At 67.7% G+C, this 11789-nt stretch carries 10 protein-coding genes; 4 read left to right on the top strand and 6 right to left on the bottom strand.

Annotated features, from left to right (window positions below; genetic code table 11):
* Positions 1-374: 374 nt before the first annotated feature.
* Together PJW05_RS09150 and PJW05_RS09145 are read left to right on the top strand one after the other, a co-directional pair.
* On the top strand, positions 375-962 hold the full coding sequence (locus PJW05_RS09150) for a phage tail protein (RefSeq protein ID WP_271411396.1): 588 nt from the start codon (positions 375-377) through the stop codon (positions 960-962).
* A gap of 17 nt (positions 963-979) precedes the next feature.
* Entirely contained in the window at positions 980-1552 is a 573-nt protein-coding gene (locus PJW05_RS09145; protein ID WP_271411395.1) for a phage tail protein, read from the top strand.
* Between the two features lie 22 nt (positions 1553-1574).
* On the opposite strand, the gene PJW05_RS09140 is transcribed toward PJW05_RS09145, so the two are convergent.
* Complete coding sequence (locus PJW05_RS09140) at positions 1575-1877, bottom strand: DUF6916 family protein (RefSeq protein ID WP_271411394.1); 303 nt, start codon at positions 1875-1877, stop codon at positions 1575-1577.
* A 67-nt stretch (positions 1878-1944) separates the two neighbouring features.
* Here PJW05_RS09140 and PJW05_RS09135 point away from each other — a divergent pair, with 67 nt between their 5' ends.
* The gene (locus PJW05_RS09135) at positions 1945-2445 is read left to right on the top strand and encodes a GNAT family N-acetyltransferase (protein ID WP_271411393.1); all 501 of its coding nucleotides are present in this window, start codon (positions 1945-1947) and stop codon (positions 2443-2445) included.
* A gap of 101 nt (positions 2446-2546) precedes the next feature.
* Here PJW05_RS09135 and PJW05_RS09130 read toward each other — a convergent pair whose 3' ends face one another.
* The 5 genes from PJW05_RS09130 to PJW05_RS09110 all read right to left on the bottom strand — a co-directional run bounded on the left by PJW05_RS09130 (position 2547) and on the right by PJW05_RS09110 (position 8210).
* Positions 2547-4643 (bottom strand): HlyD family efflux transporter periplasmic adaptor subunit, encoded by a 2097-nt coding sequence (locus PJW05_RS09130; protein WP_271412194.1) that lies wholly within the window; start codon positions 4641-4643, stop codon positions 2547-2549.
* On the bottom strand, positions 4640-5959 hold the full coding sequence (locus PJW05_RS09125; protein WP_271411392.1) for an efflux RND transporter periplasmic adaptor subunit: 1320 nt from the start codon (positions 5957-5959) through the stop codon (positions 4640-4642). Before PJW05_RS09125 ends, PJW05_RS09130 begins: the two co-directional genes overlap by 4 nt.
* Positions 5956-6738 (bottom strand): efflux RND transporter periplasmic adaptor subunit, encoded by a 783-nt coding sequence (locus tag PJW05_RS09120; protein ID WP_271411391.1) that lies wholly within the window; start codon positions 6736-6738, stop codon positions 5956-5958. Before PJW05_RS09120 ends, PJW05_RS09125 begins: the two co-directional genes overlap by 4 nt.
* 165 nt (positions 6739-6903) lie before the next feature.
* Positions 6904-7725 (bottom strand): aldo/keto reductase, encoded by an 822-nt coding sequence (locus tag PJW05_RS09115; protein WP_271411390.1) that lies wholly within the window; start codon positions 7723-7725, stop codon positions 6904-6906.
* 77 nt (positions 7726-7802) lie between these two features.
* On the bottom strand, positions 7803-8210 hold the full coding sequence (locus PJW05_RS09110; protein ID WP_271411389.1) for a VOC family protein: 408 nt from the start codon (positions 8208-8210) through the stop codon (positions 7803-7805).
* A gap of 377 nt (positions 8211-8587) precedes the next feature.
* Here PJW05_RS09110 and PJW05_RS09105 point away from each other — a divergent pair, with 377 nt between their 5' ends.
* Entirely contained in the window at positions 8588-11692 is a 3105-nt protein-coding gene (locus tag PJW05_RS09105) for a transglycosylase domain-containing protein (RefSeq protein WP_271411388.1), read from the top strand.
* Positions 11693-11789: the final 97 nt, after the last annotated feature.

Raw genomic sequence — 11789 nt, 5'->3', positions numbered from 1 at the left:
GGGCAGCGCGAGGGGAGAACGGAGAGTGGCCTGGAACCGACGGCCGTATGCCTTCTTGTTATTCGACCCGAACATGCTGTGCGCTCCCTGTCGTCGACTCTGCACTGCCGGATATTTCTCGCGATGTTATTTGCTTTTTCCTACGCTGCATACGGATTTTAGCCATCAATCCGCCAGCAATGACCAATAAGTCTTAAACAGCCCTCGCTTACTTCGTTTGAGTCACAGAGTCGACGCTTCGCTGTGCTAAAGAACAGGAGGCGAAAGGAATATTCGTCTATCGTTCACCCCGCGCAAGGATGTGCCATGCAAATGCCAGTACTTCCTTGCCTATTCCAACAAGGCCTCACACACGCAAGGAAGGAATCAATCTCATGAGTGACCAGTCCTATCTCGGCTCCATCAGCGGTTGGGCTCCCAACTTCGCGCCTCGCGGCTGGGCGTTCTGCCAGGGGCAGACCCTCGCCATCGCCCAATACAGTGCGGTGTTTTCCCTGCTCGGCACCGTCTACGGCGGTAACGGACAGACCACTTTCGCCCTGCCGAACCTGCAGGGCCGCGTGCCTGTGGGCGCAGGCCAGTCCCCTGGCACCTCCCAATACAACCTCGGCGAGATGGCCGGTACCGAATCGGTCACCCTGACCACCGCACAGATGCCCGCCCACACCCACACCGCCATCGCCACCGCCACCGCGTCCCTGCCCGCCAGCACGGCGACGGCAACGTCGGCGACTCCGGCAGCGGACAGCGTGCTGGCCGCATCCAATGGCGCCTCAGGCCGCACGCCCGTCGATGTGAAAATCTACGCACCGGCACCCGGTTCGGTGAATGTCCCGCTCACCAGCGCCGCCACCGTCAGCGTCGAGACCGCCGGCGGCAGCCAGCCGTTCTCCATCGTCCAGCCGTTCACCGTGATCAACTACATCATCTGCATGGAAGGGGTCTTCCCCTCCCGCAACTGACGGCGGAGGACGCACGGATGGATATCGAAAGCTACCTCGGCGCAATCGCCCCCTTCGCCGGCAATTTCGCCCCGCGGAACTGGATGACCTGCAGCGGCCAGTTGCTGCCCGTCCAGCAGAACACGGCGCTGTTTTCGCTGCTTGGCGTTACCTACGGCGGCAACGGCACCCAGACATTCGGCCTGCCCAATCTGAGCGGGCGGACGGCGGTGGGGCAAGGCGGCCAGCATCCCCTTGGCCAGATGGCCGGCTCGGAATACACCACCCTGACCAGCCTCAACCTGCCGCAGCACGGCCATGCCGCGACCGCGGAGGCGACAGTCGTCATGCAGGCCTCCAGTGCGGCGGCGACAGCCAGCCAGCCGGATCCGGGCACCACGCTGGCCCTGGCCCAGGGGAACGAAGGCCGCACCAGCGTGACCGTGCAGATTTACGCACCCGCGCCGGGAAGCGTCGAACTGCCGGCCCGGGCGGGCCTCGAGGCAACGCTGGGCGTCAGCGGCCAGAACCTGCCCATCGGCGTGGTGCAGCCGTTCCTGGCGTTGACCCCGTGCATCTGCACCCAGGGTGTTTACCCGAGTCGCGACTGAGCCGGGCTGCCCGCTGCCAGGCCTAGTTGAACTGGGCCTGGTAGTGGCGCAGGCCGTCGAGGGAAGAAACGATCGGACTCAGGTGCAGCAGGTATTCCCGACCGCTGGAGCTTTTCAGGCGGTACTGCGCGTCCAGCAGCAGCGCGCTCATCGGGGACGTGAAGACCAGTGAAAATGGCGTGCGGAACCCCGGGTTGGGCGAGTTGCCCTCCACCACTCGGAGCAAGGTCAGTTGCACAGGCTCGGGCACCGTCTCGGCGGTGAAGACCTGGCCGACCTCAGAGGCGAACATCTTTGCGGTGAGGCCCTGGGTTTCGATGAACATCTGGTCACTCCCTGATCGTTATGAATTCAGGCACCGGCCTGAGCGGTAGAGGAAATTACAGCAGCGCATGAGCGAGATAAAGACGGCCAGCCGATCCGCCAGCCTCCGGCGACGCCCCGCCACTCCGGCGGATGAATCCTGGCTGCGCCAGCTCTTCGCCCAGTTGCGCGGGCTGGACCCGGCGCTGCTCGCCGCTTGCCCTGCCGTGCTGGAGCAGCAGTGGCAACTCCAGCAACGTGTCTTCGCCAGCCGATATCCGGGAGCGCGGACCGAAGTGCTCCTGCTGGAGGACCGCCCCGTGGGGCTGGTCACCCTCCATGAAAGCGACTCGTCCATGCGAATCCTCGAACTCGGGCTCGACTCCCGGTACCGCGGCCAGGGGTTGGGGGACGATCTGCTGAGCAGCATCGTCCGGGACGCGGACGCGCGAGGCAAGGCGCTGGAGCTGGCGGTGATGCGCCACAACCCCGCCCTGCGCCTCTACCGGCGGCTGGGCTTCCGTCCCCTGCCCGACGGTGGCGACGAGGTGCAGGTGCAGATGCGCCGCGCGCCCGGTCACCGCGTCTGATTCCCCCGCCCGGCGCCAAGCATTCCAAGACGATTGCGGGAGCACGCGCGAACGGTCGGCGGTCATGGCGTTGGCATGCAACGCCCCGTGCGCCGCACCGATCAGAACCCACTTTCCCTCACCCCCAGCGCCGCCAGCCGCCGCCAGGCGGCGCCCAGCAGTGACTGCCCCTCGCCGTCCAGCACCGCCACGCCGCGCAGGGGCTGGGCCGGGTGGATGGCGTCGTCCAGCAGGCTCAGGCGCACACCGTACTGGGCCTGCACCGGCTCGGCGCGGCGCTGGGCATCGCGGCGCACGGCGATGGGGCCGTGGTGGTCGGAGGCGAGGGCTTCCAGCGCCAGGTAGGCGACGCCGGTGGCATCCACTTCGTCCAGGCGCACCGGCAGTGCCCGACGCGCCGGGTCATCGGCGATGAAACGGCCTTCGGCGCCGGGTTTCACCCGCCAGAGAGACTCTTCGGCCAGATAGCCACGCAGGCGCAGGCCCGGCTCCACCACCCGCGCCAGGGCATCGACGGGGTTCAGCCAGCGCCCGACCGTCAGGTCCGGCAACAGGTCGCGCACCACGCCGGCCTGCGGCGCGCGCAACTGCAGGCGTTCACGCTGGGCGGCAAGGCCACGGTATTCGGCCACGGCCTCGGCGAGGCGCTGTTCGAGAATGCCGGCGTCGGCGGCCGTCTCGCTGCGACCGGCCTGGCGGCGCAGTTGCAACTGGAGAATCTCGATCTCGCGGCGAACGATGGACTGCCGCGAATCCAGGTCCGGCGACTCCAGTTCGATGAGCAAGGCGCCCGGCTCCACCGCCTGACCGTCCTTCACATGCAGCGCCTTCAGACGCGCCGCCACGGGCGCATGCAGGGCGGTGGTGCGGGAAGCCTCGAGCAGCGCCGGCACTTCCACCGCATCGCGCCAGGGCAGCACCAGCACTGCGAGCACCAGCAACAGCGCGCTGCCGGTGAACAGCACCTTGCGCGGTTCGGCCTGGTCGCGCCGCTGCCACCATTCGAGCAACTCCTTCCAGATCGGCAGGCCGATGAACCAGGCCAACTCCACCAGCATCAGGAAGATGCCCAGCACCTTGAAGAACAGGTGGTAGACCGCCAGGGCGATGCCGAAGAACAGCACGGCCCGCCACAGCCAAGAGCCGTAGCCCCAGACCAGCAAGCGCCGTTTCATTGCGGGCGACCAGGGCTCGGGGGCCGGCTCGCCATAACCGAACAGGGTTTCGCGCAAGCGCCAGCGGCACAGGGCGAAAGCACGCTGCTGCAGGTTGTCCACGGCCCAGAGGTCGCTGAGCAGGAAGTAGCCGTCGAAGCGCATGAACGGGTTGAGGTTGATGATCACCGTGGTGATCCAGGTGGCGCTGGCGAGCATGAAGGCCGAGGTGCGCGCCGGGCCATCCGGCAGCAGCGACCAGGCCAGCAGGGCCAGCACCGCCAGCACCAATTCGGCGAGCACGCCGCCAGCGCCGATCAGCAGTCGCGAGCGGCGGTCACGCACCCGCCAGGCATCGCTGACGTCGGTGTAGAACATCGGCAGCAGCACCATGAAAGCCAGTCCCATACTCTGCACGCGGCAGCCGGCGCGCTTGGCCATGAAGGCATGGCCGAATTCGTGGCAAAGCTTGGCGAAGGTCAGGGCGACGCCGAAAGCCAGCGCGCCGCCGAGGCTGAACAGGTGCGGGAAGGTGGCGATGAAACGCTGCCAGTCCCGCGCCACCAGGAACAGGCCGAGGGCGAACAGCAGCGGCAGGCCCCCACGCAGCAGCCAGGGGCCGTGGCGCTCCAGCACCGGCCAGGCGCGATTGAGGAAGGCATCCGGGCGCCACAGCGGAACGCGGAAGAACAGGTACTGGTGCAGCACGCGGTTCCACAGGCTTTGCTTCGAGGCACCGGCCTTCAGCCCGTAGCTGGCGCGTTGCTCCTCATCCGCGGCGGCGATCAGGTCGTGCCCGCGCAGAAAGCGCAGCATTTCCTCGAGCTCGGCGGCGCCCAGCGGCATGCCGGGCTCGGCATTGGCCGCATCCAGCACCCGCTGCGGTTCGCCCAGGGTCCAGTGACGCAGCAGGCGCACGGCCACCGCGCCCAGCTTGAAGTAGCGTCCGCGCAGGGGGTCGGCCAGGGTCCACTGGGGCGCGCCGTCCAGCCCGGGCGCGGCCGGGGACAGCTGCAGGTCGGGGCGCAGCGCGGGCAGCATCAGAACCCCAGGCTCTGGCGCGCCGCCGCCAGCGGCCGGCGCAGCAGGTAGTAGGCCAGCGGTGCGCGGCCGCCGAACAGCTTGGCGGTGCCGCGCAGACCAATGCGCGGCGGCGCCTCATCGAAGGCCGCATCGAGGCGGTAGGCCAGTTGTCCGGCGGCAGTGGCCTGCGCCTCGTAGGCGGCGCGCTCCAGGCGCGCGCTGTGGCGGTTGAGCGGATCGCTGTCGAGGAACAGCGCCACCTCGGCGCCGGGTTCCAGGGCGATGGCATCGCCCACCGGCAGCTCGATGCGCAGCTCGGCCTGCGCCGGGTCGGCGATCTGCATCAGCCGCTCGCCGGTCTGCACCGGCTTGCCGGTCCAGCGCTCAGCGTCGGCGAACACCGCGATGCCGGCCCGCTCGGCGCGTACTTCGCTGCGGGCCAAGAGTTCACGGGCGTAATCGCGCTCGGCGCGCTTCTGTTCCACCCGTGCCGCGAGCAGGTCGATGCGGGCACTGGATTCGGCATCGACAAAGGCACGCTGGGCGTTGGCCTTGAGTTCGGCCTCGGCCACGCCCAGGGCGCGTTCGGCGACATCCGCCTGGGCCTTGAGACTGGTGGCATCGAAGCGCACCAGCAGGTCGCCGGTGGCCACGCTCTGGTTGGGCCTGACCAGGAACTCGGCGATCACGCCATCCAGCGGCGCCGCCACCACGCGACCGCCCTGGGGCACGACTTCGGCGGGTGCCAGCACCGACTGGCGCACCGGCATCAACAGCAGCAGGCAGAGCGCGCTGGCGATGGCCAGGAGCTTTTTCTTCGGCCAGCGCAGCCGCCAGGGCTTGCGTGGCTGCAAGGCCAGCCAGGCGTGGGAATAGGTGTCGCCGAGCTGCGCCAGCAGGGCCAGTTCGGCTTCGTTGAAGGCCTGGTCGCGGGCCAGCCAGAGCCCGCCGAACGGCTCGCCGTGGCGATCCTTCAGGGGCACCCAGCAGGCCTGGGCAGCGGACAGTGCCTGCCAGTCGGCGCGGATCGGCTCGTCCAGCAGGCTAGCCTCCACCACGCGGGTCTCGCCCAGCAGGCCAAGGTCCGCGAGCGTTCCGGCGGCGCGCTCGACAAAGGCGACAAAGGGCGCGTTGGGCTCGACGACGCTGATGCCGGTCAGCGCCTGCACCTTGCCGGCGACCAGCAGCGCGGCGTGGCGAAAGCCGAACAGCACCTGGCCATCGTTGACCATGGTGTAGGCCAGCTGCTCGGTGGTGGCGGCCTGGCGCGCCTGTTTCTCCAGCCCGAGGAAACGCGCGAAAACATGCTCGGCCGCGCCGGGTGTGGCCGCGTTCATGGCGTCTCCGGGAAGTGCGCGGTGCCACTCATGCCGGCCAGCAAGCCAGTGGCTTCGGCCGGCAATCCGCCGATCAGCAGGAGGGTCTGGCTGCCTTCGTCGATCCGCGCCCCCAGGCGCTTGACCACGGCGCGCAGCGGTTCGCCGGTTTCATCGGGGATGAACTCGAAGGCCTGGTCAGGTTTGATCCGGCTCAGCCAGCGCGACGGCACCAGCAGATGGATCTCCAGGGTGCGGTTGTCCACCACGTCCAGCAGCGGCGCGCCGCTGGCGACACTTTCATGGGGCTGCACCTTGCGCGCCACCACCTGGCCGTCGAAAGGCGCCTTCACCTGGCAGCGCTGCACCTGCACCTGATAGACCTGCGCCTCGGCCTGGGACTGCGCCTGGCGCGCCTCGGCCAGGGCCACCTCGAAGCGGCCCACCGAGTTGAGGGCGGCCAGTTGCTGCTTGTTCTTCAGTTCCTCGCGGGCGGCGCGCACGGCGGCATTGGCGGCGTTCAACTGGGCCTGGTAGGCGCTGCAGTCGAAGCGCACCAGCACCTCGCCCTTTTTGAAGGCCTGGCCCTCGGCATAGGGCATTTCAACGATGCGCCCGGCCAGTTCGCTGGCCAGCACCGCCTGGTTGCGGGCCCGCAGCACGCCACGGGCCTCACTGCCGGCGCTGGCAGCCGTCGCGGCGGTGACAGCCAGCAGTGGCTCCTGGTCAAGCGGCGCTTCCGCGCGGGCGATCGAACACAGTCCCAACACCCCCAAAACCGCATACAACGTAGGTTTCATCAAAGCCATTCCCTGGAAAGACGTGGGCAAGAGTCTATGAGAGCTGTCGGACAATAGGAAACTTACCCGAGGGTTTATCCTGCCATCAGGCAGTACGCAGAATAGGTGAAGCGGAGCCAAGCACATCGCCGGGGGGGACAGGTGACGCATTGCCCACCCCGCACCTCACACCATCTGCAACGGCCGCTTGCGCCGGGGCGGCGGGAAGCTGTGGTCGATCAGCGCGAGGTCATCGGCGCCGAGTCGCAAGCGATGAGCGTCGGCGTTCTGCGTCAGGTGCAGCGGGTCGACCGCCTTGGGAATGACCATCACCCCCTCCTGGCGCAACGCCCAGGCCAGGGCCACCTGAGCGGGGCTGGCATCGTGGCGGCGGGCGACCTCGGCTATCGCCGCGTTGCGCAGCAGCTTGCCGCCCTGCCCCACCGGGCAATAGGCCATGAGTGGCATGCCCTGCCGTTGCTGGAAGGGCAGCAGATCGAACTCGATGCCCCGCGCCTCGGGGTTGTAGAGCACCTGGTTGGCGGCGCAACCGGCAGGCAGTTCGTGGAGGTCGTCGAGGTCCAGGTTGGACACGCCCCAGCGGGCGATCTTGCCCTGTTCGCGCAGGCGCTCGAAGGCTTCCACCGTCTCCGCCAGCGGATACTCTCCACGCCAGTGCAGCAGGTAGAGGTCGAGATGGTCGGTGCCCAGGCGCTTGAGGCTGCGCTCGCAAGCCTGGGCGGTGCCCTGGCGGCTGGCGTTCCAGGGGTAGACCTTGCTGACCAGGAAGACCTGCTCGCGCAGGCCTGCGATGGCCTCACCCACCACCGCCTCGGCGCCGCCTTCGGCGTACATCTCGGCGGTATCGATGAGTTTCAGCCCCAGTTCCAGCCCCTGGCGCAGCGCGGCGACTTCGCGCCTGCGCTGCCCCGGCTGCTCACCCATGTGCCAGGTGCCCTGGCCGATGGCGGGCACCCGGGTGCCGTCGGGGAAGGTGATGTATGGCATGGCGTAGTCCTCGGAAAGTCCGTTCAGTCGGGATGCCGGCAGTTGGAGTGGAATATTCGGGCAATGCCCGGGGCGGCTCACGTCCAGGGATCGTAGGAGCCGATGCTCCACAGGTGGCCTTCGGGGTCGCGGCAGGTGAAGCCACGGCCACCGTAGTCCTCGTCCTTCAATGGCAGCACGATGACAGCGCCCGCGGCGACGGCGCGGGCATACACGGCATCGACGTCTTCCACCACCAGATAGAGGCCCTGGGTGCCGAGCCCACCGGTTTCGTCGGGCTGGCGCAGCAACCGGCCGTAGTCGTTGTCCCGCACCGAGCCGAGCATGACCATGCCGGTGCCCAGGCTGAGCTGGGCATGGGCGATGCCGCCGTCCTTTTCCGCCACCACCAGGCGCTCGACAAAGCCGAAACTGGTGCACAACCAGGTAATGGCGGCGGGCGCATCGCGGTAGCGCAGGCAGGCAATTACGGTGGAACCGGCCATGACGATAACCTCCACGGCGTAAAAGGCGGATGGTTTCAGCCTAGTCGCTTGCGGGACATTCCCGACCGGACAATCGCCTCGGACCAGCCACCGGCCATTGCCCGGCACGCTGTCAACGTCCCACGGGCGGCGGCTCCCTTGCCTCCAGGACCGCTCGCCGGATGACCCGATCAGTGGCCAGGCGGCGGCTTTCGCGGCGACGTTCGCGCACCGCGCGGGTGCAGGCCAGAGCGTCTGGCGCGCCGGTTGTGGCGCAGTTGCTTCCGATTGTCGCCTGCCATTGATTGGCGCCTGTTTTGCCGCCACTTCGCCATGCAGCCCGCTAGCGACCTACTAAGATTGCAAGCAAGAGCGGTGACAGGCCAGGCCGGTGGACTATGGGCGCAATATGGCAATCCGACGAAGCCAGGAACGAGGTACCCCAAGGTCATCTCAATGGCCCCGCTGTTCCGCCGAAAAGTCCCCGCCGCAGACACCGTCTCCTGTTCTGGAGCGTGTTCCTGGTGACCGGCGGCATCGTCGCCGCCGCCATCACCCATGAAATGCAGACTTCGCGCTTCCAGGCGCGGGAACTGAGCCGCTATGCGGCCACCCTCAGCTACCGCCTGGGGGAAGGCCCGAGCAAAGCCATCCGCTATCCCGGCGACGGCCCGTTCGACCGCCGCCTGGGTTACGTCTACCTACCGCAGATGCTCGACCGCCTGGAAAAGCGTGGCTACGAGATCCAGCGGCAGGCGCGCTTTTCCCCGGCATTGATCAACTACACCGAGCACGGCCTGTTTCCGCCCTACCGGGAGAAGATCCAGGCCGGCATCAGCATCTGCGACTGCCGCGGCCAGCCCTTCTACGAGTTCAGCTATCCGCAGCAGCGCTACGCGGATTTCGCCAGCATCCCGCCGCTGCTGGTCAACAGCCTGTTGTTCATCGAGAACCGCAAGCTGCTGGACCACAACGAACCCCTGGCCAACCCGGCGGTGGACTGGCCGCGCTTCTCCAAGGCGGCGCTGACCCAGGTCGGCAAGGCCATCGACCTGGACGGCCAGTCGGCTGGCGGCAGCACCCTGGCCACCCAGCTGGAAAAGTACCGTCACTCGCCCTTCGGCCGAACCGCCTCGGCCGGCGAGAAAATCCGCCAGATGGTCTCCGCCAGCATCCGCGCCTATCAGAACGGACCGGAAACCCTGCCCGCCCGCGAACGCATCGTCACGGACTACCTGAACAGCGTGCCGCTCTCGGCAGCGCCGGGGCATGGCGAGGTGCACGGTATCGCCGACGGCCTGCGGGTCTGGTACGGCGCCGACTTCAACCGGGTCAACCAGGCCCTGGCGAGCCAGGATGGCGACCTGGCCGAGCGCGGCCTGGCCATGCGCCAGGTGCTCTCGCTGTTCATCGCCCAGCGGCGTCCTTCCTATTACCTGACCAACGCCCATGAAGAGCTGAACACCCTCACCGACAGCCATATCCGCGTTCTGGCCAACGCCGGCATGATCGATACGCCGCTGCGCGACGCGGCCCTCGGCGCGCGGCTGCGCTTCCGCGACTGGGTGGAAGAACCGGCGATCCAGGCGGTGGAAGCCAACAAGGGCATCAGCGTCGCCCGCAGCCGCCTCTCCGGCCTGCTGAAGATGCCGTTCTATGACCTCGACCGCCTCGACCTGACCGCCAGCAGCACCCTGCACAGCGAACTGCAAAACGCCGTCACCGATTACCTGCGGGAACTGGCCGACCCGGCCGTCGCCGAACAGGTGGGGCTCTACGGCGAACGCCTGCTGTCGCCGGAAAAGACCCGCGAGGTACGCTACAGCTTCACCCTCTTCGAACGCACGCCGTCCGGCAATCGCGTGCGAGTACAGACCGACAACACCGACCAGCCCTTCGACATCAACGAAGGCAGCAAGCTGGAACTGGGCTCCACCGCCAAGCTGCGCGTACTGGCCACCTACCTGGAAGACGTCGCCACCCTGCACAAGCGTTATGCCGGCATGAGCGCGGCGGAATTGAAGAAGGTGCCGGTGGACCCGCTGGACTTCATCAGCCGCTGGGCCATCGACTACCTGATCCAGACCAGGGACCGCAACCTCGACGCCATGCTCCAGGCCGCCCTGGACCGCACCTACTCCGCCAGCCCCTACGAAAGCTTCTTCACCGGCGGCGGGCTGCACACCTTCAACAACTTCCGCAAGGAGGACAACGGTCGCCGGCCGACCCTGCGCGATGCCCTGCGCGAGTCCATCAACCTGCCTTTCGTGCGCCTGCTGCGCGACGTGGTGCGGCACGACATGTACCGCCCCGACGGCGGCAAGATGCAGTTGCTGTCCGACGACAAGGACCCGCGCCGCCAGGGTTATCTGGACCTGTTCGTGTCCCGCGAGAGCCAGACCTACCTGCGCCGTTTCTGGAAGAAGTACCAGGGCAAGGACGCCGAGCAGCGCATGTCGACCTTCCTCGACGGCCTCAACCCCTGGGGCGCGCGCATGGCCGCCATTCACCGCTACCTGCAGCCCCAGGCCGACATCGCCACCTTCGCCGCCTTCATGCGCGAGCGGGTGCCCAAGGCCAATCCGCCGCTGACCGACAAACGCATCGAGGACCTCTACAGGCGTTACGGACCGGGTGCCTTCAACCTCAACGACCAGGGCTACATCGCCCGCGTGCACCCGCTGGAACTCTGGCTGCTCGGCTACCTGCAGCAGAACCCCGACGCCAGCTTCCGCGACGCCGTGGAAGCCAGTGGCGACGAGCGCCGCGAAGTCTACGGCTGGCTGTTCAAATCCAAGCGCAAGTACGCCCGCGACAAGCGCATCCGCATCATGATGGAGGTGGAAGCCTTCCTCGATATCCACGAGCACTGGAAGCGCCTGGGCTACCCCTTCGACCACCTGGTGCCGTCCCTGGCCACCGCCCTCGGCAGTTCCGGCGACCGCCCGGCGGCGCTGGCCGAACTCATGGGCATCATCCTCAACGACGGCGTGCGCCAGTCCACCCTGCGCATCGACCAGCTGCACTTCGCCGCCGACACGCCCTACGAAACCCTGGTGGGCCACCAGACTGGCGAAGGCAAGCGGGTGATGACCTCGGAAGTCGCCGCCGCCCTGCGCGACGCCCTCTCCCAGGTGGTGGAAGGCGGCACGGCAAGACGCCTGCAGGGCAGCTTCACCCTGCCCAACGGCCAGCCGCTGGTGCTGGGCGGCAAGACCGGCACCGGCGACAACCGCATCCAGACCGTGACCCGCTGGGGCACAGTGAAGAGCTCCAAGGCGCTGAACCGCACCGCCACCTTTGTCTTCTACCTGGGCCCGCGCCATTTCGGCACCCTCACTGCCTTCGTCGAAGGCAGCCAGTCGGACAAGTTCAGCTTCACCTCGGCCCTGCCGGTGCAGGTGCTCAAGGGCATGGCGCCGATCCTCCAGCCCTACCTCGTCCCGGGCCTCAGCACCCAGTGCCAGGACCCGGCCCCGGCGGTGCAGGTGAGCCGGAGGTAAACACGCCGACGGCCTTTCGTAGGGTGGACCACGCTTCATCGGTCCACCATAAGGGGCTCGACTGGACGCCGATGGTGGATGAAAAGAGCGCCATCCA

The sequence above is a fragment of the Pseudomonas sp. Q1-7 genome (genome assembly GCF_028010285.1).
In the GTDB taxonomy this organism is placed as follows: Bacteria; Pseudomonadota; Gammaproteobacteria; order Pseudomonadales; family Pseudomonadaceae; genus Metapseudomonas.
This window is presented reverse-complemented; position numbering and strand designations above follow the sequence as displayed.

What these genes read in the sequence shown, in the direction of transcription:
- PJW05_RS09125 (WP_271411392.1), bottom strand. Translation starts at nt 5,959, where the DNA reads ATGAACGCGGCCACACCCGGCGCGGCCGAGCATGTTTTCGCGCGTTTC.
- PJW05_RS09145 (WP_271411395.1), top strand. Translation starts at nt 980, where the DNA reads ATGGATATCGAAAGCTACCTCGGCGCAATCGCCCCCTTCGCCGGCAAT.
- PJW05_RS09135 (WP_271411393.1), top strand. Translation starts at nt 1,945, where the DNA reads ATGAGCGAGATAAAGACGGCCAGCCGATCCGCCAGCCTCCGGCGACGC.
- PJW05_RS09150 (WP_271411396.1), top strand. Translation starts at nt 375, where the DNA reads ATGAGTGACCAGTCCTATCTCGGCTCCATCAGCGGTTGGGCTCCCAAC.
- PJW05_RS09120 (WP_271411391.1), bottom strand. Translation starts at nt 6,738, where the DNA reads ATGAAACCTACGTTGTATGCGGTTTTGGGGGTGTTGGGACTGTGTTCG.
- PJW05_RS09110 (WP_271411389.1), bottom strand. Translation starts at nt 8,210, where the DNA reads ATGGCCGGTTCCACCGTAATTGCCTGCCTGCGCTACCGCGATGCGCCC.
- PJW05_RS09115 (WP_271411390.1), bottom strand. Translation starts at nt 7,725, where the DNA reads ATGCCATACATCACCTTCCCCGACGGCACCCGGGTGCCCGCCATCGGC.
- PJW05_RS09105 (WP_271411388.1), top strand. Translation starts at nt 8,588, where the DNA reads ATGGGCGCAATATGGCAATCCGACGAAGCCAGGAACGAGGTACCCCAA.
- PJW05_RS09140 (WP_271411394.1), bottom strand. Translation starts at nt 1,877, where the DNA reads ATGTTCATCGAAACCCAGGGCCTCACCGCAAAGATGTTCGCCTCTGAG.